This window comes from Micromonospora endolithica (assembly GCF_003626595.1).
Taxonomy (GTDB): domain Bacteria; phylum Actinomycetota; class Actinomycetes; order Mycobacteriales; family Micromonosporaceae; genus Micromonospora; species Micromonospora endolithica.
This window is the reverse complement of record NZ_RBAK01000001.1, coordinates 757,001-782,788: the sequence shown is the minus strand read 5'-3', so window position 1 is coordinate 782,788 and position 25,788 is coordinate 757,001. Positions and strand designations below refer to the sequence as shown.

The following is a 25,788-nucleotide window of genomic DNA, read 5'->3' as shown; positions in this document are numbered from 1 at the left end:
GCTAGCGGGTCGGGGCCGTGCGCGGTCCACCGCCGGGGTCGCGACGCGCCGCCCGCTCGGCGGCGCCCGGTGACCGGGCGGATGGCCCGGGCCACCGGAGAACCGGGTCGGGTCCGGGGCGGCCCCGCGCGGGCCGGCCCGCCGCCGGGCGGCGTCCGGCAGCGGCTCGGCGGGACCCGGTCGGCCCGCCGCGACCACGGTCCGCCCGGTCGTCGCGGCCCGGTCCGGAGCGTCCGGCCGGTGCCGCCGCGGCGGTCCGCGGCGGGTCGGTGCGCCGGGTGCGGGCCGCCGCGCCCACCAGCACGTCGAGCGGTACGGCCAGCACGACGGCGAGCCAGCCCAGCCAGAACCCACCGGGAACGCGCAGCTGCCGCTCCCACCGGGAGATCTCGTGCCGGCTGAGCGTCGGTTGGCCGGAGACGGCGCACAGCTCGGCGGCGAGCCGGCGTTGACTCCACCCCCGGGCCAGCCGGAGGCGGGCGAACAGGGGACCGAGGCGCGGCGGGTCAGGCGGCGGGAGCGACGTCATCGGGTCTCCGGGCGGGCGTCGGCGGATGGTGCCGCGTCGACCGGGCGGGTCGACACGCCACCGTGGCGGATGACTGACCCCCGCGCGTGCCCCCGGACGTCCGACCCGACCGCCCCGCGCTGCCCCCATGACTACCCCGGGGGTACGACGTTCTCCGCCCTCCACCGGCCCGACCTGCGCGTACGCCCGCGTCGGCGGCCCGGCCCCGGCGGGCCCGGCGGCGTCGGTGTCCCACCGGCCGGCCGGCGGCGGACAAGCCGGTGGGTGCGGTGGGTCCGGCCCGCTAGAGTCGTGACGTGGCGCTCGGTCTTCCCTCCGTCCTCCCCAATCCGCAGCCGGCGATCGGGGAGCTGATCCGTGACCACCAACCGACCTTCTCGTTCGAGTTCTTCCCGCCGAAGACGGCGCAGGGCGAACGGCTGCTGTGGCAGGCGATCCGCGAGCTGGAGTCGCTGCGGCCGTCCTTCGTCTCGATCACCTACGGCGCGGGCGGATCGACCCGGGACACCACGGTCGCGTTGACCGAGCGCATCGCCACCGAGACCACCCTGCTGCCGATGGCCCACCTGACCGCGGTCAACCACTCGGTGGCCGAGCTGCGGCACGTCATCGGCCGGCTCGCCGGGGCGGGCGTGCGCAACGTGCTCGCGGTCCGGGGCGACCCGCCGGGCGACCCGAACGCCGAGTGGATCCCGCACCCGGAGGGGGTGCTCTACGCCGAGGACCTGGTCCGGCTGGTGCGCGACTCGGGCGACTTCAGCGTGGGTGTCGCCGCCTTCCCCTACAAACATCCGCGCTCGCCCGACATCGACGCGGACACCGCGCACTTCGTGCGCAAGTGCCGGGCCGGGGCGGAGTTCGCGATCACCCAGATGTTCTTCGACGCCGAGGAATACCTGCGGCTGCGCGACCGGGTGGCCGCGGCCGGCTGCGACACCCCGATCCTGCCCGGCGTGATGCCGGTGACCCAGATCGGCACCATCGCGCGCTCGGTGCAGCTCTCCGGGGCGCCGTTCCCGCCGGCCCTCGCCGCGCGGTTCGAACGGGTCGCCGACGACCCGGAGGCGGTCCGTCGGCTCGGCATCGAGCAGGCCAGCGAGATGTGCGCCCGGCTGCTCGACGAGGGCGTGCCAGGGATCCACTTCATCACCCTCAACCGGTCGACGGCCACCCGGGAGGTCTGGCAGCACCTCCAGGCCGGCGCCCGGGTGTGAGCCGGCGTGCCGCGACACCTGAGACCCGCTGCGACGGTTGATCCGTGGTGGGCACACAGCTGAACTGGGACCAGTACGCGACGGCCTGGGCACGGCTGCACGGCGGTTTCGACCCCCGGGCGGCGGCCCCGGTCGTCCGTGCCTGGCTGCGCTTCGCCTACCACGTCGGCTACGTGCTCGGCCGGCTGCGGGTCGGCCCCACCCCGGTCACCGTGGTCGGTGTGCTGCTCTGCGCCTGCGTGCCGCTGTTCGCCGTACGACCCGGTGACGGGCCGTTCCTGGGCGCGTTGTTCGTGCTGCTGGCCGCGGTCGCGGACAGCGTGGACGGGGCGGTGGCGGTGGCCACCGGGCGGACCACCCGACTCGGCTACGTCTACGACTCGCTGGCCGACCGGCTCGGCGAGGTGGCCTGGCTGGTCGCGTTCTGGCTGATCGGCGCGCCCGGCGCGCTGGTCGCCGCCGGTGGCGCGCTGTCCTGGCTGCACGAGTACGTGCGGGCCCGGGCGATCTCCGCCGGCATGCGGGAGATCGGCGCGGTGACGGTGGGGGAGCGGCCCACCCGGGTCTCGGTGGCCCTGGTCGGGCTGCTGCTGGCCGGCCTGACCGGGCTGATCGACCCGGACCTGGCCGCCGGCACCATCACCATGGCGACCGCCGTGTGGGTGCTGCTGGCCGGGTTCGGCCTCGGGCAGCTGCTCTCCACCGTCCGGCGCGCCCTCATCGACGCCGGCTGACCGTGCGCCCGCCGCCCGCCGCCCGCCGCCCGCCGTGCGCCGTGCGCCGTGCGCGGGGCGCGGGCGTTAAGAAGGGGCCCTTCCTCTACCGGAGGCGTTAATAGGGGGCCCTTCCTTACACCTACCAGGCGGGGCCGATCTCGTCGGCGACGATCTGGGCGGAGAGGGTGACCATCGGCAGGCCGCCGCCCGGGTGGCTGGAGCCGCCGACCAGCCACAGCCCGGCCGCCGGTCCCCGGTTGGCGGGGCGCAGCAGCCCACCGGCGGTGCCGTAGATCGACCCACCGGGTGCGCCGGTCGCCGCGTCCAGGTCCGCCGGGGTGCGGATCTCCCGGAACACCAGCCGGTCGCGTACGTCCACGCCGCGTTCGGCCAGCACATCCAGGATCCGGTCCGCGTACGCCTCGGCGAGCCCCGGCCGCCGCCAGTCCACCGCACCGGCGGCGGTGCCGTGCCGGGCGGCGTTGACCAGCACGAACCATGCCTCGTGTCCAGCCGGCCGGACCATCTCGTCGTCGGCGACGGTGACGAAGACCGTCGGGTCGGCCGCCGGGCGGGCCCGCACACCGTGCCCCGGCCGGCCGAAGACCGCGTCGAACTCGGCGTCGTAGTCGCGGGGGAAGAAGACGTTGTGGTGGGCCAGCCCGCTCTCGCCGGACACCCCGAGCAGCAGCACGAAACCGGCGAGGCTGCGATCGGCCAGCCCGGCCAGCCGGCGCGGGGAGGGCAGCAGGTCCCGGTAGACGGTCAGCGCGTCCACGTTGGCCACCACCACGTCGGCCGGGACCGGCGCGGCGACGCCGGCGAGGCGTACGCCGTGCACCCGGCCGCCGGCGGCGTCGATCCGGGTGACCGTGGCCCCGGTCCGCACCACCACGCCGAGGTCCAGGCAGCGGGTGAGCAGCGCGTCGGCGAGGGTGCCCAACCCACCGCGCAGGTACCAGCCGCCGAACGCCAACTCGGCGTAGGGGACGGCGACCAGCGCGGCCGGGGCCCGCCGTGGGTCGGCGCCGGTGTACGTGGCGTACCGGTCCAGCAGCATCCGCAGCCGCGGGTCGGACAGGTGGCTGCGGCCCAGCCCGCGCAGGGTGCGGCCCGGCCCGATGGCGGCCAGGTCGCCCAGCCGCCAGGCCAGCGCGGCCAGGTCCCGGGGGGAGTCGACGGCCCGCCGCAGGATGTCCCGGTGCGAGGCGGCCCAGACCCGTTCGGCGCGCCGCCACAGCCGCCGCCAGTCGGCCGCCGACCGGTCGCCGAAGGCGGCGCCGATCCGGGCGGCGAACTCCGCCGGGTCGGCGCACGAGTCCAGCGTCGGCCCGCCGTCGGGGAACACGTGCCGCACGATCGTGTCCAGCGGCACCAGGTCCAGGTACTCGTCGAGCTTCGCGCCGGTCGCCTCGAACAGGTCGTGGAAGACCTCCGGCAGGGTGAGCAGGCTCGGCCCGGTGTCGAAGTGGAACGGACCGGCCGGGGTGTCGTGCGCGTACCGGCCGAGCTTGCCGCCCACCGTGTCGGCCCGCTCGAACACGGTGACCTCGTGCCCGGTGGCGGCCAACCGGGCGGCGGTGGCCAGCCCGCCCACCCCGGCGCCGACGACCACGATCCGCGCCATCGCGCCCTCCTAGGTGACCGGGCGGCCGCGCCAGGACAGGCGGTGCCGCTTCCGCAGATGGTACGACCGCAGGGTCAGCCAACCGAGGACCACGACCGACACGGGGTGTGCCAGCGCGTCGGGCCACCACCGCCCGCCGGTCGCCCGCGCGCTGACCACCCGCCCGAGGACCCCGACGGCGTACGCGGCCAGCGCCACCCCGGCCACCGCGGGCGCGCCGGTCAGCAGGGCCACCAGCGCGACCAGCGGGGGAGCGGCGTAGAGCAGGAGCAGCAGTCCCACCACGACCGCCGCCGCCCCGGGGTGCCCGAACGACGCCCACAGCGACTTCGTGTAGCCGTCGCGCAGCTGCGGCCAGTCGTCGTACATCCGGCAGGAGGCCAGCCGGGACCCGTCGGCGAGCGCGATCCGACCGCCGGCCCGCTTGACCGCCCGGGCCAGCTCCACGTCCTCCAGGATCTTGCCGGCCACCGCGGTGTGCCCGCCGGCGGCCGCGTACCCGGCCCGGTCCACCACCAGGAACTGCCCGCCGGCCGCCGCCAGCGACGGCCGCGGCGAGCGCTCCATCGCCCGCAGCGGCAGGAAGGTCAGCCACAACCACTGCAGCAACGGCTGCACGAGCCGGTCGGCCGCCGTCGCCACCAGGATCCGGGGGTACGGCGACAGCAGCGTCACCCGCGCGGCGCGCAGCTCGGTGACGGCCGCGGCCACCGCGTACGGGCGCAGGACCACGTCGGCGTCGACGAACACCAGGGCGGTGGCCGCCGGGTCGGCCCGGGTGGCGAGCTGCCAGCAGGCGTGCGGCTTGCCCAGCCACCCCGGCGGCGGGGCGACCCCGGTCAACAGGGTGACCCGCGGGTCGTCGCCGGCCACCGCGCGGACCACGTCGGCGGTGCCGTCGGTCGACCCGTCGTCGAGCACCACGATCCGCAGGTCCGGCACACCCCGCTGGGCCAGCAGCGCGGCCAGGCACGGGGTGACCCGGGTGGCCTCGTCCCGCAGCGGCAGCAGCACCGCCACCGGCTCGGTCACCTCGGTCGGCCGGTCGACCGGCCGACGCAACCACCGACCGGCGTTGACCAGGGTGTGCGCGGTCAGCACCGCGACACCGACCAGCAGCGCGAGCACACCGCTCATGCCGGCACTCCGCCTCGTTGACGCTCGCTCATGCCGGGACGTCGACCCGGTTACGCCGGGGCGGGCTGTCCTGGCCGTCCCGACGGGCCCGGTACAGGCTCACCGCGAGCGGTACGGCGGTCACCGACATGCCCACCGCGCCCCACACCGCCGACGCGGGCAGGGCGAGGAAGACCGCGTGGGCCAGCACGCTGGAGAAGTACGTCCACAGGTAGAGCGCGGCCATCGGATCGTCCCGGGTGTCGGTGACCGCGACCGCCGGCCCCGCCAGGGGGCGCAGCGCGCTCATCATCAGCACCGCGAAGAGGAGCCAGCCGAGGTAGTTGCTGACCGGGATGCCGGGCAGACCGGGCAGTGCCGGGGTGGCGTCGCGCCAGACCCAGTGGCCCTCGGCGACCATCTGCGGGTCGAGGAACAGGTCCCAGGTGGCCAGGCCGAGGGTGGCCAGCGCGATCCGCCGGAGCGTACGCCCGAGGTCGGTCCCACCGGCCCGGTCGGCGCCGCCGGTCAGGCGGACGGCGGCCAGCCACGCCGGCCACGCCATCCAGGTCCACGCCAGCGGGATGATCAGTGGTACCCCGGCGAGCTTCGGGCCGAGCTGCCCGGAGTAGTCGTAGCTGCCGAACGGGAAGCCGGTGGCCACGCCCAGCGCCTCGATGGCGAACCCGCCGCCGGTGGCCACCGCGACCAGCGCCGCCGCCGTACGCGGACCGCGGCTGAGCAGCGCGTGACCGACCGAGAGCAGGTAACCCAGGACGACCGTGGCCACGGTGAGCCGGGCCCGGGTGGTGCCGTCGGTCAGCGGATAGCAGATCTGCGCCAGCACCAGCACGGCCAGCAGGGCCCAGGAGAATCGCCGCGCGGTCATGGCGCGTCCGGTCCGGTCGGGTTCGGTCCGGCTGCCTCCGGTCCGGTCGGGTCCGGTCCGGCTGTCTCCACTCCGGTCGTCCGCGGGCCGGGCGCCTCCGGTGCCGGCAGTGGCAGGTCCCGGCCGAGCACACCGAACGGGCGCTCGTCGCCGGGGAAGTGGAAGTTGCGCAGGAGGTCGACGAAGCCGAAGCGCCGGTACAGCCGCCAGGCCCGGGACCGCTGCTCGTCGGCCTCCGGGGTGGACAGCAGCGTGGTGTCCCCCTCGGCGGTGGCGAGCAGGGCACGCAGCTGCCCGGCGCCCAGGCCGTGCCCCTGCGCGGCCGGCCGGACGTGCAGTTCGACCACCTCGAAGCAGTACGCCAGCCAGCGCCGGCGGGCGGTCTGGTCCATGGCCCGCCACACCTGGTCGTGCCACCACTGGCCGGACGCGCCGAGGTAGCCGTAGCCGAAGCCGGCCAGGCGTCCGTCGTTGGTGAGGCTGGCCACCGCGCGGAACCCGGGGCGGCGTACGTGGGTGGCGATGTAGCCGCGGCGCGCCTCCAGCAGGTCGGCGCGGTATCCCATCGCCTCGCCGTAGACCGTCACCACGTCGTCCAGCCGCCGGACGAGGTCGTCCGGCGTCCAGCGCACCAACCTCATGCTCTGCCTCTTCTCGTTCGCGACTGCGGGGCTCGCAAACCCGGCTCACTCCTCGCGCTCACGTGGGCCTCTTTCGTTCGCGACTGCGGGGCTCGCAAACCCGGCTCACTCCTCGCGCTCACGTGGGCCTTTGCCGTCAGCCGCGTCGCCGTCCGCGACCCACCCCAGCACCGCCCGGTCACCGACCACGTCGCGTACCTCGAACCGCGCGAACAGTTCCTCCGCGTACCACCTCTCGGTGGGGGTCGCGGTGATCGCGGCGCGGTGCTCCGGGTGACGGTACGCGAACGCCACCAGGTCCGCCGCGTCGCGCCACACGCTCACCGTGCCCTGCCAGCCCAGCGGCGCCTCGCCGACGCCGAAGCGGGCCAGCAGGCCGGGCGCGGTTCGCAGGGCGGCGGCCACCGGAGGGATCGCCCGCCAGAAGGTGGCCGCGCGGGCCGGACGCAGCCGGGCCCGGGTCAGCGCCAGCACCGGCCCGGTGGAGCGGCCGCCGGGCGGGTCGCCGAACGGCTGCCGGCCGGACCACTCGCCCCGGCTGGTCAGGGGTCGCAGGTCGACCCGGACGGCGGCGTGGGCGATCCGGGCCCAGGCCCGCCCGACGGGTGAGTCGTCGAAGCCGGCCGCCGCCGCCGGGGAGTCCCACACGGTCAGCGCCGCCCAGCGGGTCAGGTCGGCGTCGCCCGGCCCGAACCCGGTGCCGGTTCCGGTGCCGAGCAGCTTGCCGAACCGGACGCCGTCGGCGGCGCGCAGCCGGCGCGGGTCGAGCGCCATCCGGGTCAGCGCCCGGGGCAGCGCGGTCCGGTGCGTCCGCCAGACGTGCAGGGTGACCAGCTCGGGAACGGTGTTCACGCCACCTCGGCGGGGGTTCCGGCGGTGACCCGCAGCAGTTCCGCGTACGTGGTGGGGAAGACCGCCTGCGGCACGCCCCCGGCCGCCCAGACCTCGCCGTACGCCTCCAGGGCGGTGTCCACCAGGGTGCGCAACGGGGTGGGGTGGCCGACCGGGGCGACGCCGCCGATCACCTGCCCGGTGTGTTCCTTGACGAAGGCCGGGCTGGCCCGGCGCAGCCGGGTGACGCCGAGGCGCGCGGCCAGCTCGGCGGTGTCCACCCGGTGCGCCCCGGAGGTGAGCACCAGCAGTGGCGCGCCGTCGGCCTCGAAGACCAGCGAGTTGGCGATCTGCCCGACCTGGACGCCGAGCGCGTCGGCGGCGGCCGCCGCGGTGTGCACCGCCGCGGGCAGCAGGCGGACCTCGGTGGGCGCGCCGGAGCCGTTCCGGGCGGCGGCGCCGTCGAGCGCCGCCTGCACCGCCCGCACGTTCGGGTGTGACTGCATGCCGCCATTCTCCCCGGTACGCCCCGGGGTGTAAGGAAGGGCCCCTTGTTAACGCCTGGCGTGGTAAAAGGGCCCCTTCCTAACGCGCGTGGAGGGGGAGGTCGGTGGGAGGGGGAGCGGGGCGGGGGACGGGTTCGCGACGCGGGCGGTTTCGGCCAGGGCCACGCCGATGAGCACCAGCAGGCCGCCGCTCAGTTGGGCGGCGTTGAGGGACTCGCCGGCGCCGATGACCGTCCAGGCGACCGCCGCGGCGAGCACCGGTTCCACCATGCCGACGATCCCCACGCTGGTCGCCGGGAGGTGCCGCATCGCGCCCGCCACCAGCAGGTACGGCACGATCGAGCCGAGCACCACCACGTACCCGCAGAGCAGTGCCACCGGGACCCCACGGTCGGTGTCGGCGGCCAGCGGCGCCCAGCCGCCGGTGCCCGCGACGGCCGCGCGGGTGAGCAGGCCGGCCACGGCCGAGGCGCCGAACGCCCAGGCGCACAGCGACAGGGTGTCCCGCCGGGCGACGCCGCGCGCGCCGAGCACGTAGTAGACGGCCAGCAGGACCGCCGCGCCGAGGCCGGCGAGCACGCCGATCCCGTCCAGCTTCAGCTCACCCCACACCTCGGCCACGCAGCCGAGGCCGGCCAGGCTCAGCGCGAGGCCGACCCAGAGTCGCGGGCGGACCCGGTGCCGCTGACCGAACCGGGCCCAGAGGGCCACCAGCAGGGGCGCGGTGTACTCGAACAGCAGCCCGATCCCGACCGGCAGCCGGGAGATGGCCACGAAATAGAGCATCGGTACGCCGAAGAAGCCGGTCAGTCCGTACCCGACCAGCAGGGGTAGCTCGCGGCGGGTGGCCCGGAGCCGGCGGGCGCCGGGCGGCACCAGCAGGCACAGGGCCAGCACCCCGACCACGGCGCCGACCGCTCGCAGCAGGGTGAGCTGCTGTGGGTCCAGGCCGGCCCGGAGCACCAGCTTGGAGACCGTGCCGTTGACGGCGAACAGCACACCCGAACCGAGCACCATGGCCACGCCGAGGGCGGGACGCGGGGTGGTCACCAGCGGAGGCTACCGCCGGCCTGGTGAGGGCCGGTGCGCCGGGCGCTCGTTACCTGGGTACGGGTGCCGCGGGGGTGCCCGGTGGCCCGGTCGGACCGGGGCGCGTCATGCGTTGCGTTTTTGTCGGAGGCAGGGTGTACTGTCAGCAGCAGTTAGAACGAGTGTTCGATTGCCTCGTACGCCCGTTCCAACAGCCCGGGATGGTGTTTCGCGGCACCTCCCCCGGGCGGTGCGGCACCGCGGGCCGCACCCAGGGTTCCGGACAGTCGCGAGTCCGGCACCCGTCAGGCAGGAGCGTCGCCCGCCGCCCACGACCCCCGGGCGGCGGGCGACGAACCCGCCGGTACGCCGGCCGGGTGTGGTGTGGGGAAGCATCCGCACCCGGCCGGCCCCCACCCGGTGCGTCTTCCTCCGCACCACTCGATCCGGCGTCCCGCCGGCGGGCCAGCACCCGTCGCGGGCCAGTGACCCGGCCACGTGGAGGAGACAGTCCCATGCCGACGAACCCGGCTCAGGCACCGACGGTGCCGGCGCACGTGCTGCCGCACCGCACCCCGGCGCAGCTTCTCGCGGTCGCCCGGCACGGGTTGGCCGAGGCCGCCCAGACCCGCCCCGACGGCCTGCGGTACGCCGCCGCCCACCTGGCCGCGCTCCGCGCCGCCGCGGCCCTGCTCGCCGCCCGCGCCCGTCCCGCACCCACCCGGCGCAACCGTGTCACCAGTGTCTGGATCCTGCTCTCCGGTGTCGCCCCCGAGTTGGACGAGTGGGCCCGGTTCTTCGCCCTCGGCGCCGGCAAGCGGGCCGCCGCCGAGGCCGGCATCCCCCGGGTGGTGACCGCCCGGGAGGCCGACGACCTGCTGCGGGCCGCCGAGGAGTTCGTCACGGTGGTGGAAACCGCCCTCGGCGTGGCCCACCAACCGGCGCTCGACGGTCTCGCCGCCTGACCTGCGGGCACCGTCTCCTGGGCCCGGGTCCGGGAGACGGTGCCCCCGGCCTGGTTTTGAGTTGTCATCCCGCATCGCAATCGCACCAGCACGACGGGGGGTAGGTCCGATGGCGGGCCGCATGGTGGTCGGTTCCGCCGCACTGGCCGGGCTGGTGCGTCCGGCGAGCGCACCGGATCCGGCGGGCGGTCACCGGCTGCTCCCGGTGGCACCCGAGTTGACCGGGCTGCTGCCCGGTCGGGGGCTGCGTCGGGGCAGCACGGTCGCGGTCGCCGCCGGGCAGCCCCGGCGTGGTGGCGGCACCTCGCTGGTCCTGGCGCTGCTCGCCGAGGCGTCCCGGGCCGGCTCCTGGTGCGCCGTGGTGGGGGTGCCCTCCCTCGGAGCCGGAGCCGCCGCCGAACTCGGCATCGCCCTGGACCGGCTCGCCCTCGTACCCCATCCGGGTCCGGAGTGGGCCACCGTCGTCGCCGCGCTGATCGACGGGGTGGACGTGGTGGTGGCCGCCGTCCCGGCGGCGGTCTCCGCGCCGGTGGCCAACCGGCTCGCCGCCCGGGCCCGGCAGCGCGGCAGCGTGCTCGTCCCGTACGGGCGCTGGGACGGCGCCGACGTGACCCTCCAGGTGGTCCGGGGGATCTGGGAGGGACTTGGTGCCGGGCGGGGCCGGCTGCGCCGCCGCGAGGTGACCGTCTCGGCGCGCGGACGGGGGGCGGCCGCCCGACCCCGGGAGGTCAAGGTCTGGCTGCCCGGTGACGGGCTGACCCGGGTCATTCCCCGGTCCGTCGCCACCGCGCCGGCCACCTCGGTCACCGGCCGGTCGGCCGCCGGTCGGCTCCGCGCGGTGCCGCCGGCCGCCGGCACCGTCCGGTCCCGGCGGGACGCCCTCACCCTGGTCGGACCGGCATGACCGGCCGTCCCGACGAGCCGCTGCGGACCCTGCTGCTCTGGTGCCCGGACTGGCCGGTGGTCGCCGCCGAGATCGTCGACGGGACGCCCGCCACCGGCCCGGTCGCGGTGCTGCACGCCAACCGGGTGGTCGCCTGCTCGGAGCGGGCCCGCGCCGAGGGGGTACGCCGTGGCCTGCGCAAACGGGAGGCGCAGGGTCGCTGCCCGCAGCTCACCGCCGTCGACCACGATCCGGGCCGGGACGCGCGGGCGTTCGAGCCGGTGGTCGCCGCCGTGGAGGAACTGGTCGCGGGCGTGGAGGTGGTACGCCCCGGCGCGTGCGCGGTGCCCGCCCGGGGGCCGAGTCGCTACCTCGGGGGCGAGGAGGCGGCGGCCGAGCGAATCGTGGAACACGTCGCCCAGGCCTGCGCGGTGGAGAGCCAGATCGGCATCGCCGACGGGGTGTTCGCCGCCGGGCTGGCCGCTCGCGGCGGGCACGTCGTACCGCCGGGAGGGACCCCGGAATTCCTCGCCGACCTGCCGGTCGAGGCGCTCGGCCGGCCGGCGCTGGCCGACCTGCTGCGCCGGCTCGGGGTGCGTACGCTCGGCGACTTCGCGGCCCTGCCCGCCGGGGACGTGCTGGCCCGGTTCGGCTTCGACGGCGCGCTGGCCCACCGGCTGGCGGCGGGCCGGGACCACCGTCCCCTCGCGGTCCGGCGTCCCCCGGTCGACCTGACCGTCACCGCCGGGTACGACGAACCGCTCGACCGGGTCGACGCCGCGGCCTTCGCCGCCCGCGCCCTGGCCGAGCAGTTGCACGACCGGCTCGCCGGGCACGGGCTGGCCTGCACCCGGCTCGGCATCGAGGCGGTCACCGCGCACGGTCAGGAACTGCACCGGGTCTGGCGGCACGACGGCCTGCTCACCGCCGCGGCCATCGCGGACCGGGTGCGCTGGCAGCTCGACGGATGGCTCTCCGGCGGCACCGGCCGGTCCGGGGCCCGCCCGAGCCGCCCCACCTCGGGGATCATCCGGCTGCGGCTGGTCCCCGACGGGGTGCTCGCCCGGTCCGGCCTGCAGGCCGGGCTGTGGGGGGAGACCGGCGAGGAACGCGAGCGGGCGCACCGGGCGTTGAGCCGGGTCCAGGGCATCCTCGGCCCCGAGGCGGTGCTCACCGCGGTCCTCGGCGGCGGACGGTCCCCGGCCGACCAGGTACGCCTGGTCCCCTGGGGCGACGAGCGCCTCCCGGCCCGGCCCGGCCCGCCGCCACCGCCGGCCGCGTCCGGGGCGTCGACGCTCGCGGCCGAATCCGGTCCGTCGGTCCTCGCGGCCGAATCCGGTCCGGCACTCCGTCCGGCCGTGTCCGGCCCGCCGCCGGCCGGGCCCCCCGCCGTGGCGTTCCCGGACCGGGGGCGCGGGACGCGGTCGGGTCGGGGGGCGGTCCGGCGCACCGGGCGGGCGGTCGAGCCGCCCTGGCCGGGGCGGTTGCCGCCGCCGTCGCCGGCGGTGGTGCTGCCCGCACCGCTGCCCGCCACCGTGCACGACGCCACCGGCGAGCCGGTGGTGGTCAGCGCCCGCCTGCTGGTCAGCGCGGCGCCGGCCCGGGTCGCCGTCGGGCCGGCCGACGCGCTCGAGGTCACCGGGTGGGCCGGCCCCTGGCCGGTCGACGAGCGCTGGTGGGCGCCGGCCGAGGCGCGGCGGCGGGCCCGGTTCCAGGTGTGCCTCGCCGACGGCTCCGCCCTGCTGCTCGCGGTCGAGGCCGGCCGCTGGCTGGTGGAGGCCGTCTATGACTGAGCAGCACCCGGGCGGGATCCCCCGGTGAGCTTCCACAACCCGAAGCAGCCCTGGTCGGAGTTGGAGCGGGTGCTCTCCGGGCGCGGGTCGGGCGGCGGGCGGAGCGGGGGCACGTCCCGGGACGAGCGGCACCTGCACGTGGTGGACCCCCTGGCGGTGGACGCCGACGGCGGCGACGCACCGGCGTGGACCCGCAAGCGCCAGCCGTACGAGGCGCCCGAGCTGCCCCGCCCGGACGACGGCGCGGTGCCGTACGCGGAGCTGCACGCGCACACCAACTTCAGCTTCCTCGACGGGGCCAGCCATCCGGAGGAACTGGCCGAGGAGGCGGCCCGGCTGGGTCTCACCGCGCTCGCCGTCACCGACCACGACGGTTTCTACGGGGTGGTGCGGTTCGCCGAGGCCGCCCGTGAGCTGCACCTGCCGACCATCTTCGGCGCCGAGCTGTCCCTCGGGCTGCCCGGTCCGCAGAACGGTGAGCCGGACCCGCTCGGCGCGCACCTGCTGGTGCTCGCCCACGGCCACGAGGGATACGCGCGGCTCGCGTCGGTCATCTCCCGGGCCCAGCTGCGCGGCGGGGAGAAGGGCCGCCCGGTGTACGGGGAACTGGAGGAGGTCGCCGCCGAACTGCGCGACCACGTGCTGGTGCTGACCGGCTGCCGCAAGGGTCACGTGCCCGGTGCGCTGCTCACCGAGGGGGTGGACGCGGCGGCCCGGGAGCTGGACCGGCTGACCGCGCTGTTCGGGGCGGAGACGGTGGCGGTGGAGCTGACCGACCACGGGCACCCGGTCGACGCCGACCGCAACGACGCCCTCGCCGAGCTGGCGGCCACGGCCGGACTGCCCACGGTGGCCACCAACAACGTGCACTACGCGACCCCGGGGCGGCGGCGGCTGGCCACCACGGTCGCCGCCGTACGGGCCCGGCGCAGCCTGGACGAGATCGACGGCTGGTTGCCCGCCGCCGCCACCGCCCACCTGCGCGGCGGCGCGGAGATGGCGGTGCGGTTCGCCGCGTACCCGGGTGCGGTGGCGCGGGCCGCCGAGTTCGGCGCCGAACTCGCCTTCGACCTGCAACTGGTGGCGCCGACGCTGCCGGCGTACCCGGTGCCGCCGGGGCACACCGAGATGAGCTGGCTGCGGCACCTGACCGAGCAGGGCGCCCGGGAACGGTACGGCCCGCGCGAGGCGCACCCGAGGGCGTACGCGCAGTTGGACCACGAGCTGCGGATGATCGACGAGCTGGGCTTCCCCGGCTACTTCCTGGTGGTCTACGACATCGTCGCGTTCTGCCGCGCGCAGGACATCTACTGCCAGGGCCGTGGTTCGGCGGCGAACTCGGCGGTCTGTTACGCGCTGCGGATCACCAACGTGGACGCGGTGCGGCACCGACTGCTCTTCGAGCGGTTCCTCGCCCCGGAGCGGGACGGCCCGCCGGACATCGACGTGGACATCGAGTCCGACCGGCGGGAGGAGGTGATCCAGCACGTCTACGCCCGCTACGGCCGGGAGCACACCGCCCAGGTCGCCAACGTCATCTCCTACCGACCCCGCTCCGCGGTGCGGGACGTGGCGAAGGCGTTCGGTTTCTCGCCGGGCCAGCAGGACGCCTGGAGCAAGCAGATCGACCGCTGGGGCTCGGTCGCGGCGGTGGACGTCGAGGACATCCCCGAGCAGGTGGTCGCGTACGCCAATGAGTTGCAGACCTTCCCCCGGCACCTGGGCATCCACTCCGGCGGCATGGTGATCTGCGACCGGCCGGTGATCGAGGTCTGCCCGGTGGAGTGGGGCCGGATGCCCGGCCGCAGCGTGCTCCAGTGGGACAAGGACGACTGCGCCGCGGTGGGACTGGTGAAGTTCGACCTGCTCGGCCTCGGCATGCTGTCCGCGCTGCACTACGGCTACGACATGATCGGCGCCAGCCTCGACCTGGGCGACATGACGCTGGACGATCCCGAGGTCTACGACATGCTGTGCCGGGCCGACTCGGTCGGGGTGTTCCAGGTGGAGAGCCGGGCCCAGATGGCCACCCTGCCCCGGTTGAAGCCGCGCGAGTTCTACGACCTGGTGGTCGAGGTGGCGCTGATCCGGCCCGGTCCGATCCAGGGTGGCTCGGTGCACCCGTTCATCCGGCGCAAGAACGGCCAGGAGCCGGTGGAGTACGCGCACCCGCTGATGCGCAACGCGCTGGAGAAGACGCTCGGCGTGCCGCTGTTCCAGGAGCAGTTGATGCAGCTGGCGATCGACCTGGCCGGGTTCGACGCGGCGGAGGCCGACCAGTTGCGCCGGGCGATGGGCGCCAAGCGGTCCGCCGAGCGGATGGCCCGGATCGCCGAGCGGCTCTACGCCGGGATGGCCGAGCGGGGCATCACCGGAGAGCTGGCCGACGACGTCTACCGGAAGTTGTCGGCGTTCGCCAGCTACGGCTTCCCGGAGAGCCACGCGATGAGCTTCGCCTACCTGGTCTACGCCAGTTCCTGGCTCAAGCGCTACCACCCGGGGCCGTTCCTGGCCGCCCTGCTCAACGCGCAGCCGATGGGCTTCTACGCGCCGCAGACCCTGGTCGACGACGCCCGCCGGCACGGGGTCGAGGTCCGCCGGCCGGACGTCAACGCCAGCGGGGCCCGGGCGGTGCTGGAGTCGACCCCGCGGACCCGCTGGGGCAGCGTGCCGGGGGAGCCGCCGCACGCCTGGGGGCTGGGTGGTCCCGCCGTACGCCTGGGGTTGTCCAGCGTGCGGACCCTCGGCGACGACGTGGCCGAGCGGATCGAGGCGGAGCGGACGGCGCACGGGGCGTACCGCGACATGCCGGACCTGGCCCGGCGGGTGGGCCTCACCGCCGCGCAGCTGGAGGCGCTGTCCACCGCGGACGCCTTCGCCTGTTTCGGGCTGTCCCGGCGGCAGGCGCTCTGGGCCGCCGGCGCGGCGGCCCAGGACCGGCCCGGCCGGCTGCCCGGCACGGTGACCGGCACGACCGCGCCGCCGCTGCCCGGCCTGGAGGCGGTGGACCGGTTGATGGCCGACGTGTGGGCGACCGGGTTGTCGCCGGAGAGTCACCCGGCCCGCTTCCTCCGCCCGCGGCTGGACGCGCTGGGTGCGGTGCCGATCGCCCGGCTTCCCCGGGTGGAGCCGGGCCGGCGGATCCGGGTCGGCGGGATCGTGACCCACCGGCAGCGCCCGGCGACCGCCGGCGGGGTCACCTTCCTCAACCTGGAGGACGAGACCGGCATGCTCAACGTCACCTGTTCACCGGGGTTGTGGGAACGGTACCGGCGGGTGGCCCGCACCAGCGCCGCCCTGGTGGTGCGGGGCCTGTTGCAGCGGCACGAGGGAGTGATCAATCTCACCGCCGACCGGTTGGACGCGATCGAGCCACCGGTCAGTCCCGCCTCCCGTGACTTCCGCTGAGCCGAGAGTGATCCACATTACGGTTTTCCGTCCCGTCCGGCGGGAGACTTGCAGCCCGCGCGGGCAGAGTGGCCCGCGCGTCACGAGGGGGAACGAACCGATGACGGGTAATCGCGCAGCCAGCGGCGGGGTGGCCAACTCCCGCCGGACCCGACTCGGCGCCGGCTGGGTGCCGGCCCACCACGCCGAGCCGCGCGAGTACGAGATCAGCGACCGGCCGGTCGCCAACGCCCTGCGCTCCCGCGCCGAGGAGAACGGCACCGACGGCCCGGCGTGACCACGGGCGGGCCGTTTCCCGGCCGGGCCGGGCGGGTTCCCGGTGCGGCTGGACCGGGTGACTAGGCTCGTCGGGGTGGACCAGACCCGAGGCCGGCTCGCCGGGCCGCCGCTGACCCCCCGTACCGCCGTCATCTGGTCGGTGCTGCGCGCCGAGTTGGACCGCCGCGCGGACGCCCCGCTGACCGTACTGGACGTGGGCGGCGGCACCGGTGGCTTCGCCGTTCCGCTGGCCCACGCCGGGCACCGGGTCACGGTGGTCGACGCCAGTCCCGACGCGCTCGCCGCGCTGACCCGCCGGGCCGCCGAGGCCGGGGTCGCCGACCGGGTACGGGCCGTGCAGGGTGACGGCGACGCGCTCGCCGGGCTGGTCGAGCCGGCCAGCGTGGACCTGGTCCTCTGCCACGCCGTCCTCGAGGTCGTCGACGACCCGGCGGCGGTGGTGGCCGCACTCGCCGACGCACTGCGTCCGGGTGGCGCCGCCAGCGTGCTGGTCGCCGGGCGGGCCGCCGCCGTGCTCGGCCGGGCCATGAACGGCCACCTGGACACCGCCGCCGCGCTGGCCGCCGACCCGGCCGGCGCCGCCGGGCCACGGGACACCCTGCGTCGGCGTTACGACGCCGACGGCGCCGCCGCGCTGCTGGCCGCCGCCGGGCTCACCGTCGAGGAGATCCACGGCGTACGCGTCCTGGCCGACCTGCTGCCCGCCACCGTCGCCGACGGCCAACCGGCGGCGCTCGTCGAGTTGGAGCGGGCGCTCGCCGCCCGCGCGCCCTGGCGGGACCTCGCCGCCCAGCTGCACCTGTTCGCCCGCCGCCCGGCATGAGCGGCGCACCCCCCGCCCCCGGTCCGGCCGCCGCGCCGGCGCCGCTGGAGGTCGTCGCGCCGCGCTACGGCGCGGCCAGCCTCGCCGACGTGCTGCCCGCCGCGCTGGCGGTGCTCGGGGTGCCGGGAGCCGCCGACACGCTCGGCCTCACCGACGCCCTCGCCGGGGTACGCCGGATCGCGGTGCTCCTCGTCGACGGCCTCGGCTGGTACCAGATCCCCACCGCCGCCCCGTACGCGCCGACCCTGGCCGGGCTTGCCGCGACCACCGGCCGCCCGCTCACCTCGGGTTTCCCGTCCACCACGCCGACCAGCCTGGTGACGCTCGGTACCGGCGCGCCGCCCGGCGCGCACGGGGTGCTCGGCTTCACGCTGCGGATACCCGGCACCGACCGGGTGCTCAACCACGTCGAGTGGGCGGCCGACCCCGACCCGCGACGCTGGCAGCCGGTGCCCACCCGGCTGGAACGGGCGCGGGCGGCGGGGGTCACGGTGACCGTGGTCAGCCGGCCCGAGTTCGGCGGCAGCGGGCTGACCGTGGCGGCCAACCGGGGCGGGGACTACCGGGGCGCGGCCGGGGTGGACGCGCTGGCCGGGCAGATGCTCGCCGCGCTCGCCGCCGGACCGGGCCCCACCCTGGTCTCCGGCTACCATCCCGATCTGGACCGGCACGGCCACCTCGCCGGAGTCGACTCGATGCCCTGGCGGGCCGCCGCCGCGGACGTGGACCGGCTGCTCGCGCGCCTGGTGGACGGGCTGGGCCCGGACGCGGCGCTGCTGGTCACCGCCGACCACGGCCAACTCGACATCCCGCCCGGGCACCGCGTCGACCTGGACGCCGACGAGCGGTTGCGGGCCGGCGTGACCGTGGTCGCCGGCGAACCCCGGGTCCGCTACCTGCACGTCGCGCCGGGCGCCCGGGACGACGTACGGGCCGCCTGGTCGGCGGTGCTCGGCGACGCGGCCCGGGTGCGGACCCGCGAGGAGATGGTCGCCGAGGGCTGGTTCGGCCCGGTGCCCGAGGAACACCTGGGCCGCATCGGCGACGTGGTCGTGGTCAGCAACGGCACCCACGCCGTGCTCGCCACCCGCTCCGAGCCGCCGATGGCGTCGCGCCTGGTCGCGTACCACGGGGCGGACACCGCGGCCGAGATGACCATCCCGCTGCTGGTCGTCCGGGGCTGACCCGGTTTCCGTCGTAGCCGGGGGCTAGCCTGCCGGCATGGGTCGCAGCCAGTCGTTGCCGAGGGGTGGCGATCCCCGCTTCGGGCCGGACGCCGACGACACCGGCTGCACCGTGCTGCACGTGGACATGGACGCCTTCTTCGCCTCCGTCGAGGTGCGCGCCCGGCCGGAGCTGCGCGGCCGGGCCGTCGTGGTCGGCGGCATCGGGCCGCGCGGGGTGGTCAGCTCCGCCAGCTACGAGGCCCGACGGTACGGCGTCCGCAGCGCCATGCCGACCATGCGCGCCCGCGCGCTCTGCCCGCACGCGATCTTCCTGGCGCCGGACTTCCCGGCCTACTCGGCCGCGTCCCGGGCGGTGATGCAGATCTTCCGGGACGTCACCCCGCTGGTCGAGCCGCTCTCCCTGGACGAGGCGTTCCTCGACGTGACCGGCGCCCGGCGGTTGTTCGGGTCACCGGCCGCCATCGCCCGGCAGATCCGCGAGCGGGTCGCGGCCGACCAGGGGCTGACCTGTTCGGTCGGGGTGGCGCCGAGCAAGTTCGTCGCCAAGCTCGGCTCCACCCGGGCCAAGCCCGACGGTCTGCTCGTGGTCCCGGCCGACCGGGTGCTCGACTTCCTGCACCCCCTTCCGGTGTCCGCGCTGTGGGGGGTGGGGGAGCGGTCGACCGAGACGCTGCGCCGGCTCGGCCTGACCACCATCGGTGACCTCGCCGAAGCGCCCTACGGGATGCTGCGCCGGGCGCTCGGCGAGGCGTCCGCGCGGCACCTGCACGAGCTGGCGTGGGGACGCGACCCGCGCCGGGTGAGCCCGGAGCAGGTGGAGAAGTCGATCGGCGCCGAGGTGACCTTCGACGTCGACGTCACCGACCCGGCGCAGATCCGCCGGACCCTGCTCGCCCTCGCCGAGAAGGTCGGCACCCGGCTGCGCCGGGCGGGTCAGGTGGGGCGGACGGTGTCGTTGAAGGTGCGGCTGGCCGACTTCCGCACCGTCAGTCGCTCCCGCACCCTCGGGGTGCCCACCGACGTCGCCCGGGAGATGTTCGACACCGCCTGGGCGCTCTACACCGCGCTCGACCCCGGTGAGCCGATCCGCCTCGTCGGCGTACGGGCCGAGGGGCTCGCCGTCGCCCGGGAGACTCCCCGGCAGCTCGCCCTCGGCGCGCCCGAGCGTGGCTGGCGCGAGGCGGAAGCCGCCGCCGACGCCGCGGCTGCCCGTTTCGGGCGGTCCGTCATAGGTCCGGCCAGTCTGCTCGGCACCCCGGAGACCCGACGAAACGAAAATCCACCCCGGCCGTAGGTCGTCCCGCTTTCCGACGCGCGAGGGCCCTCGTAGACTTGCGGGTAAGCAGCCGGTTGGCTGCCACGGTCTGTCGGCCCGACCGGGCCCGACCAACATGACCGGGGAGGAGTGCCGTGCCGCTCTCGGAGCACGAGCAGCGGCTGTTCGAGCAGATCGAGCGGTCGCTTGCCGAGGACCCCAAATTCGCCTCGGCCGTGCGCGCCAGCGACCCGCGTTTCCAGACGCGGCGTCGCCTGCTCGTCGCCGCCGGCGTGGTCGTCATCGGCCTCGCCCTGTTGGTCTACGGCGCGGTGATCAAGACTCCGCCGCTGGCAGTGGCGGGGTTCGTCGTCATGCTGGCCGCGCTGGGCTACGGGGTGCAGTCGCACCGTCGGGCGCAGTCGCCCGACCTGCACGTGGTGGGTGGCACGACGAGTCGTCGCCGTCCCCGCGGTCGGGCCGGTCGCCGATCCTCCATCCTTGACCGGATGGAGGACCGCTGGCGGCAGCGCCCGGAAGGGCACCGCTGACCACGGCCGGCCACTGAGCACGCCACCCGGCGCGACGACGTGTGAGGTCGCCGGAAGCCCCGGCGACCGTCGGCGTTCCCGCGCGCCCTGACCCTCCTGCTCCGGGCCGTCTCGGTCGCGATCGCTCGACGGTGTTGTCGGAGATCCACTCGATTTCCGTGATGTCGGGGTGTCCGGGTTCCAGGTCACCCCGATATCACTGATATCGAGTCGGAGGAAGAAGGGGGACACATTGGGACGGGGTGCAGGGGACAACCCGGCAGTGGCCGTCAAGGCGGTGTAGCCGGGTCCCCCGAGGCGGACGGGTCGGACCGCCCGGACGGGTCGCGCCCGTGCGGACAGGCCGGACCCCGTCCGGTTCGGGTCAGCGGGCCAGGCGCCCGGCCAGGAGACGGCGAGGGCTCCACCTCGTCAGACGGTGGCGGGTGTGGCCGTACCCGGTCACCAGGCGGGACGACGTGTCGGCCGCGGCGGTCTTCCAGCGCAGCAGCACCGACGGCGGGAGGACCGCGGCGACCAGCCGGGTACGCCGGTCGGCCTGGGCGGCCAGCGCGCCGCGTACCCGGCGCAGGGCCGGGGGCAGGTCCTCGCCGCCGAGCGGGTTCCGGGCGTAGGTGGCCCGCTCCTCGGCCCGTCCCAGCAGCCGGGCCGCCGCGGCGGCGTCGGAGTCGTCACGCAGCGCGTCCCGGACGAGCCGGTCGGCGGTCACCCGCGGCGTCTCCGTCCGGTCGATCCGGACCCGGAAGTCCACCAGTGTGTCCAGCAGTTCGTCCCAGGCGGCGTGCGCGTCCGCCCGGGCCCGGTCGTTGTCCGCCACGACCACCATCCGCTGCCCGTCGGTGTCACCGTCGCCCGCCGCCGCGCCGAACGCCGGTCCGGCGAGCACCGGTGCCGACCGGCCACTGCGCTTGCGGCGCAGGGCGAGCCGGCGCAGCGCCGGTACGGCGAGCAGAGCGATCAGGGCCAGCGCGCCGGCCAGCCACCAGGGCCACACCGGCGCCTCGCGGGTCGGGGGCGCCGCGTCGATCGGGAGCCCGGAGGCCGGGTCCTCCTGACCGGGACCACGGCGGTCGTCGGTCGGCGCGGCGGCCGGCTCGTCGGGTGACGTGGTCGCCCCGGCGTCGGGAGTCTGCTCCTCCGGGGCGTCGGTGTCCGGCGCCCAGGCCGAGCGGGTCGAGCCGCTGACGCCGTACGCCGGGGTGGCGTCGAACGGCACCCAGCCGATCCCGTCGAAGTAGACCTCGGTCCAGGCGTGCAGGTTGCGGTTGGTCAGCGTGTACGTGCCGGTTCCGGAGTTGGTGCCGTTGGCGAAGCCGAACGCCACCCGGGCCGGGATGCCGGCCGCCCGGACCATCCACGCCAACGCCGCCGAGTACTGCTGGCAGTAGCCCACCTTGGTGTCGAGGAAGTTGACGATGTCCTGGTCGCTGGTGCCGCCCTCGGTCTGCAGGTTGTAGGAGAAGCCGTTCTCCAGAGAGAAGTAGTCGTAGATCGCGCGCACCTTGTCGTAGTCGGTGCGCTTGCCCCGGACCAGGCCACCGACCAGCGCGTCGACCTCCGGCACGTCGGGCGTCTGCGTCAGCCCGGCCGTTCGCATCGGGTGGTCGGCCGGTAGCGGCTGCGCCTGCCGCAGGGCCGTCGGGGTGTACGTGGTGCGGACGTAGTCGAACGCGTAGCGCTTGCCCCGGGCGGTGTCCCGGTTGGAGAAGACCACCTTGAGGTTGTCGTCGTAGTACCAGTTGCCGTTGAGGCCCTCGGTCCGCACCGGCTCGCTGTAGACCGGCAGGAACGGCATGTCCAGGTTCTTCGTCACCTCGACCGTGGCCCGGTAGGCGTTGCGTTGCACCCCGTTGCCCGGCTGGCCCTCGGGGCCCGACAACTCCCGGTTGGCGGCCGTGCCGCTGGGGTTGCGCACCCGGAAGCCGCTCTCCAACAACCGGTCGGCCGCGCCGAAGCGCAGGTAGAACGGTTGCTGCTCGTTGGTGGTGACCTTGACCATGTCGACCACCTCGCGCTCGTTGAGCTGGCCGCTCAGCGAGGCGAACAGGTCGATCCGGCCCGGAGGTCCGCCCTGACCGGGGCGGCCGTTGCCCTCGCCGGTGCCCGAGCCGACCGTGTCCAGCAGGCCGCCGGTCATCCCCGGTACGGCCAGCGGCAACGCGACGGCCACCGCCACCCCGAGGACGGCCAACCGCCGGCCGGCGGAGGCCAGCGGGGACGCCTCCCAGACGTCCACGCCCCGGCCGTCCCCGGTGAACCGGCGGCCGAAGCGGCGGACCCGGTCGACGTTGTCGGTGACCAGCAGCCACAGGTAGCCGGCGGCGCCGATGACGAACGGCACCGGCGGGACGCTGTCCACGTAGACCGCCACCGGTACCGAGTAGATGGCGAGCATCGGCAGGCCGGTCAGGGCCGGCCGGCGCAGGCCGACGGCCAGCAGGTCGACCAGCACGGCCACGCCACCGACGCCGAGCACCGTGACGAACAGCAGCGGGTCGGTGTCCGGGACCTTCACGCCGTACGAGCGCATGTCCTCCACGGAGGAGCTCGTCAGATCGGCGAAGTGCGCGAAGGTGCCCGGGGTGGGCACCACGGCGAGCAGTTCCTCGCCGCTGGGGAACAGCCAGGTCAGCGCGACGGCGAGGCCGGCGAGCATGCCGAGCACCTGACCCCACACCGGTACCCGGCCGAGCCGGGTGAGCGCGGCCACGGCGGCGACCACGGCGACCGCGATGGTCGCCTGGATCAGCCAGGTCCACCGCTCGAAGATGGCCGACAGCGGCGCCGCCGCGAGCAGGGTCGCGGCGGCGGCCACCAGGCCCAGGTTCCGGTGGGCGATCATGAGGGGACCCTTCCGTTCATCGCATGCCGCCGGCCACCGTCTCGGCGAGCGCCGCCCGCAGGGCGAAACCCTGCGAGCCGCGCGCCGCCTGCGGCCACAGCGCGGGCAGTTGGGCGCCGTGGTCGACCCCGATCACCCGCCAGCCGCTCTGCAACAGGGCCAGCGCGGCGGCACCGTGCGCGTGATCGGCCTCGGCGCGGGCCTTGGCCGGCAGGTTGAGCCAGGTGGAGCTGTCCAGCAGGAGGGCCACGCAGGTGGCGCCGTTGCCCCGCAGTGCCGCCAGCAGCTCGGCCTCGGCGGTGCTCAGCGACCCGAACAGGCCGATGATCAGGCCGCCGTCGGACCGTCGCCGGACGTGCTCGACCAGCGTGGTGATCTCGACCCGCTGGTCGAGGCGGACCTCGGCGAGCTGGTCGAGGAGCACGCCGTCGCCGGCCGCCTCGGTGGCGTCGACGTCGGCGCCGGAGCCGGTCACCAGCCGCAGCTTGTAACCGGCGTGCCGCAGGTGCACCGCGATGCTGGCGGCGGCCGACACGGCCCACTCGAAGCTGGCCGTCGGGCCGTCACCGCGGTGGCCGTACGCGCGGGTGTCCAGCAGGACCGTCGCGCGGCTCTCCCACGGCTGCTCCTCCCGCCGCACCATCAGCTCGCCGGTGCGCGCGGTCGACTTCCAGTGCACCCGGCGCAGGTCGTCGCCCCGCCGGTACTCCCGGGTGGCGGCGTCGTCCTCGCCGTGCACCGCCACCGAGCGGGCCCGGCTGTCGCCGCTGCCCGCGTACTCGCCGGGGAGCCGGACCGACGGCAGCGGGGTGACCTGCGGGATCACCGTCAGCCGGTCGGTGCTCGGGAACGCCCGGGTCAGCTCGCACAGCCCGAAGGGATCGGTCATCCGGACCACCAGTGGACCGACCTCGTAGCGGCCGCGCACGTCGGCCCGCACGGTGTACGCGACCGAGCTGGCCTGGTGGGCGCCGAGCCGGTCCAGCACGACCCGGGGCCGGCTGCCCAGCGCGTACGGCAGGCGGTCCTCCAGCAGCAGGGTGCCGGTGGGCAACCGGGAGAGGTTCTGCAGGCGCAGCACCACCCGCGAGTTGGCGCCGACCGGCACCCGGTGCGGGTCGAGCGAGCGGTTGCAGGCCAGCTTGTAGCGGCTGCGTCCGACGTAGAGGGCGGCCAGCAGGGGCAGGACGGCGAGCAGCACGGCCACCCGCAGCAGGTCCTTCTCCCCGAGGATGCCGGCCGAGACGGCCGCGGCCACCCCGGCGGCCAGGAAGGAACGGCCGCGGGTGGTCAGCCCACGCAGCCCGTCACGCACGTCACGGCCTCCGCGGCTCGTACGGACCACCGTGGCCGTTGCCGGCGGCCGGCGGCCGGGTGTCGTACGGCGACCGCTTGCGGTCGTGCGGCAGCGGCAGCCGGTGCACCAGCTCGGAGACGATCGCGTCGGTGGTGCGGCGGGCCATCTGGGCGTCGGCGGTGGGGATGATCCGGTGTGCCATCACCGGCACCGCGAGCACCTGGAGGTCGTCGGGGAGCACGTAGTCGCGGCCCTCCAGGGCGGCGACCGCGCGGGCGGTGCGCAGCAGCTGGAGCGTCGCCCGGGGCGACGCGCCGAGACGCAGGTCGGGGGCCTCGCGGGTGGCGGTGACCAGGTCGATGGCGTACTGCTTGACGGCGTCGGCGACGTGCACCTGCCGGACGTGCGCGATCAGCCGACGCACCGTGTCGGCGTCGGAGACCGGGCGCAGGTCGTTGAGCGGGTCGACGGCGCCGTGCCCGTCGAGCATGGCCAGCTCGGCGTGCGGGTCCGGGTAGCCCATCGCGATCCGGGCGGTGAACCGGTCGCGCTGCGCCTCCGGCAGCGGGTAGGTCCCCTCCATCTCGATCGGGTTCTGGGTGGCGATGACCATGAACGGCGTCTGGAGCTGGTAGGTCACCCCGTCGACGGTGACCTGCCGCTCCTCCATGCACTCCAGCAGCGCGGACTGGGTCTTCGGCGACGCCCGGTTGATCTCGTCGCCGACCACCAGGTTGGCGAAGACGGCGCCGGGCCGGAACTCGAAGTCGTGCGTCTCCTGGTTGTAGACGCTGACCCCGGTGACGTCGCTGGGCAGCAGGTCGGGGGTGAACTGGATCCGGCGGACCGAGCAGTCGATCGAGCGCGCCAACGCCTTGGCCAGCTTGGTCTTGCCGACGCCCGGGACGTCCTCGATCAGCAGGTGGCCCTCGGCGAGCAGCACGGCCAGGGCCAGCCGCACGGTGGCGGTCTTGCCCTCGATGACGTGCTCGATGTTCGAGACGATGGCTTCACTGGCGGCGCGGAACTCGTCGTGCGGCAGTACGCCGCCCACCTCGTCCCAGGTCTGTTGTGTCACGGGCCTCCTCCTCGTCGCCGAAACGGCAGCTCTCTAGAGAGCACCTGGACCCGCCGTAGGGTTCGCGACGCCGAGCCTCGTCTGCCGCAGGAATCTCACTGGTCTCTCAGGCTAACCATGTTTCTCGCTACCGCCGACCCCCGCAGGTGGTCGGCCGGTTACGCCCGGAATATTCGTTCCGACGGGGGAATCGACCGTCGCTGTGGGTGGCTGCCATGATCACCGACCGGGGTCGGTGTCCGGGCCGCCGGTAGCGCGCCACGCGCGCGGCGGCGCCGCGCGGTACACTCACGCCATGGCCGGAGTCTTCCTGCTTCTTACCGGGCCGT

At 75.6% G+C, this 25,788-nt stretch carries 20 protein-coding genes and 3 pseudogenes; 12 read left to right on the top strand and 11 right to left on the bottom strand.

All coding sequences use genetic code 11. The features are described from left to right. Window position 1 precedes the first annotated feature (1 nt). Window positions 2-529, bottom strand: a complete 528-nt coding sequence (locus tag D7223_RS03440) for a helix-turn-helix domain-containing protein (RefSeq protein ID WP_120724657.1) — start codon at window positions 527-529, stop codon at window positions 2-4. Window positions 530-825: 296 nt separating this feature from the next. On the opposite strand from D7223_RS03440, the gene metF reads away from it, so the two are divergent. Both metF and D7223_RS03430 read left to right on the top strand, forming a co-directional pair. Next, a complete protein-coding gene (gene metF / locus D7223_RS03435) occupies window positions 826-1,743 on the top strand; it encodes a methylenetetrahydrofolate reductase [NAD(P)H] (RefSeq protein WP_120724654.1) in 918 nt (305 codons plus the stop codon). A 44-nt stretch (window positions 1,744-1,787) separates the two neighbouring features. Next, window positions 1,788-2,477, top strand: coding sequence for a CDP-alcohol phosphatidyltransferase family protein (locus tag D7223_RS03430; protein WP_120724652.1), 690 nt, complete (start codon window positions 1,788-1,790; stop codon window positions 2,475-2,477). Window positions 2,478-2,598: 121 nt separating this feature from the next. Here the strand turns inward: D7223_RS03430 and D7223_RS03425 are convergent, their stop codons facing one another. From D7223_RS03425 to D7223_RS03395, 7 genes and pseudogenes are all read right to left on the bottom strand, one after another. Next, window positions 2,599-4,086, bottom strand: a complete 1,488-nt coding sequence (locus tag D7223_RS03425) for a phytoene desaturase family protein (RefSeq protein WP_120724650.1) — start codon at window positions 4,084-4,086, stop codon at window positions 2,599-2,601. Between the two features lie 9 nt (window positions 4,087-4,095). Further along, on the bottom strand, window positions 4,096-5,223 hold the full coding sequence (locus D7223_RS03420; protein ID WP_120724648.1) for a glycosyltransferase family 2 protein: 1,128 nt from the start codon (window positions 5,221-5,223) through the stop codon (window positions 4,096-4,098). Window positions 5,224-5,251: 28 nt separating this feature from the next. Beyond that, entirely contained in the window at window positions 5,252-6,091 is an 840-nt protein-coding gene (locus tag D7223_RS03415) for a carotenoid biosynthesis protein (RefSeq protein WP_120724646.1), read from the bottom strand. A gap of 86 nt (window positions 6,092-6,177) precedes the next feature. Further along, window positions 6,178-6,732, bottom strand: a pseudogene (locus D7223_RS03410) (N-acetyltransferase family protein); the annotation flags it as partial. Window positions 6,733-6,837: 105 nt separating this feature from the next. Beyond that, window positions 6,838-7,584 (bottom strand): monooxygenase, encoded by a 747-nt coding sequence (locus tag D7223_RS03405; protein WP_120724641.1) that lies wholly within the window; start codon window positions 7,582-7,584, stop codon window positions 6,838-6,840. Beyond that, a complete protein-coding gene (locus D7223_RS03400) occupies window positions 7,581-8,069 on the bottom strand; it encodes a YbaK/EbsC family protein (RefSeq protein WP_120724639.1) in 489 nt (162 codons plus the stop codon). The genes D7223_RS03405 and D7223_RS03400 overlap by 4 nt, the downstream gene beginning before the upstream one ends. 48 nt (window positions 8,070-8,117) lie before the next feature. After that, window positions 8,118-9,119: an EamA family transporter gene (locus D7223_RS03395; RefSeq protein ID WP_120724637.1), complete on the bottom strand. Its 1,002-nt coding sequence runs from the start codon at window positions 9,117-9,119 to the stop codon at window positions 8,118-8,120. Window positions 9,120-9,613: 494 nt separating this feature from the next. On the opposite strand from D7223_RS03395, the gene D7223_RS03390 reads away from it, so the two are divergent. The 10 genes and pseudogenes from D7223_RS03390 to D7223_RS03355 all read left to right on the top strand — a co-directional run bounded on the left by D7223_RS03390 (window position 9,614) and on the right by D7223_RS03355 (window position 20,242). Continuing rightward, window positions 9,614-10,063, top strand: a complete 450-nt coding sequence (locus D7223_RS03390; RefSeq protein ID WP_120724635.1) for an SAV_6107 family HEPN domain-containing protein — start codon at window positions 9,614-9,616, stop codon at window positions 10,061-10,063. Window positions 10,064-10,172: 109 nt separating this feature from the next. Then, window positions 10,173-10,967, top strand: a complete 795-nt coding sequence (locus tag D7223_RS03385; protein ID WP_120724632.1) for a hypothetical protein — start codon at window positions 10,173-10,175, stop codon at window positions 10,965-10,967. Then, window positions 10,964-12,217: pseudogene (locus tag D7223_RS03380) on the top strand (DNA polymerase Y family protein); the annotation flags it as partial. The gene D7223_RS03385 and the pseudogene D7223_RS03380, both read left to right, overlap by 4 nt. Window positions 12,218-12,397: 180 nt before the next feature. After that, window positions 12,398-12,739, top strand: a pseudogene (locus D7223_RS34220) (DNA polymerase Y family protein); the annotation flags it as partial. Window positions 12,740-12,763: 24 nt separating this feature from the next. Further along, window positions 12,764-16,147 carry an error-prone DNA polymerase gene (locus D7223_RS03375; RefSeq protein WP_120724628.1) on the top strand — a complete coding sequence of 1,128 codons (3,384 nt, stop codon included), beginning with the start codon at window positions 12,764-12,766 and terminating at the stop codon, window positions 16,145-16,147. Window positions 16,148-16,247: 100 nt separating this feature from the next. Continuing rightward, a complete protein-coding gene (locus D7223_RS32960) occupies window positions 16,248-16,424 on the top strand; it encodes a hypothetical protein (protein ID WP_186832181.1) in 177 nt (58 codons plus the stop codon). Window positions 16,425-16,481: 57 nt separating this feature from the next. Beyond that, entirely contained in the window at window positions 16,482-17,249 is a 768-nt protein-coding gene (locus D7223_RS03370; protein WP_120725718.1) for a methyltransferase domain-containing protein, read from the top strand. Next, window positions 17,246-18,433 carry an alkaline phosphatase family protein gene (locus tag D7223_RS03365; RefSeq protein WP_120724626.1) on the top strand — a complete coding sequence of 396 codons (1,188 nt, stop codon included), beginning with the start codon at window positions 17,246-17,248 and terminating at the stop codon, window positions 18,431-18,433. The genes D7223_RS03370 and D7223_RS03365 overlap by 4 nt, the downstream gene beginning before the upstream one ends. A 37-nt stretch (window positions 18,434-18,470) precedes the next feature. Next, window positions 18,471-19,730, top strand: a complete 1,260-nt coding sequence (locus D7223_RS03360; RefSeq protein WP_120724624.1) for a DNA polymerase IV — start codon at window positions 18,471-18,473, stop codon at window positions 19,728-19,730. A 116-nt stretch (window positions 19,731-19,846) separates the two neighbouring features. Next, entirely contained in the window at window positions 19,847-20,242 is a 396-nt protein-coding gene (locus D7223_RS03355) for a DUF3040 domain-containing protein (RefSeq protein WP_120724622.1), read from the top strand. Between the two features lie 364 nt (window positions 20,243-20,606). Here the strand turns inward: D7223_RS03355 and D7223_RS03350 are convergent, their stop codons facing one another. From D7223_RS03350 to D7223_RS03340, 3 genes are read right to left on the bottom strand one after another with little or no spacing between them, the layout of a single operon-like run. After that, window positions 20,607-23,084 (bottom strand): transglutaminase TgpA family protein, encoded by a 2,478-nt coding sequence (locus D7223_RS03350; RefSeq protein WP_120724620.1) that lies wholly within the window; start codon window positions 23,082-23,084, stop codon window positions 20,607-20,609. A gap of 16 nt (window positions 23,085-23,100) precedes the next feature. Beyond that, entirely contained in the window at window positions 23,101-24,399 is a 1,299-nt protein-coding gene (locus D7223_RS03345; RefSeq protein WP_120724618.1) for a DUF58 domain-containing protein, read from the bottom strand. Window position 24,400: 1 nt separating this feature from the next. Further along, window positions 24,401-25,459 (bottom strand): AAA family ATPase, encoded by a 1,059-nt coding sequence (locus D7223_RS03340; RefSeq protein WP_120724616.1) that lies wholly within the window; start codon window positions 25,457-25,459, stop codon window positions 24,401-24,403. Between the last annotated feature and the right edge of the window lie 329 nt (window positions 25,460-25,788).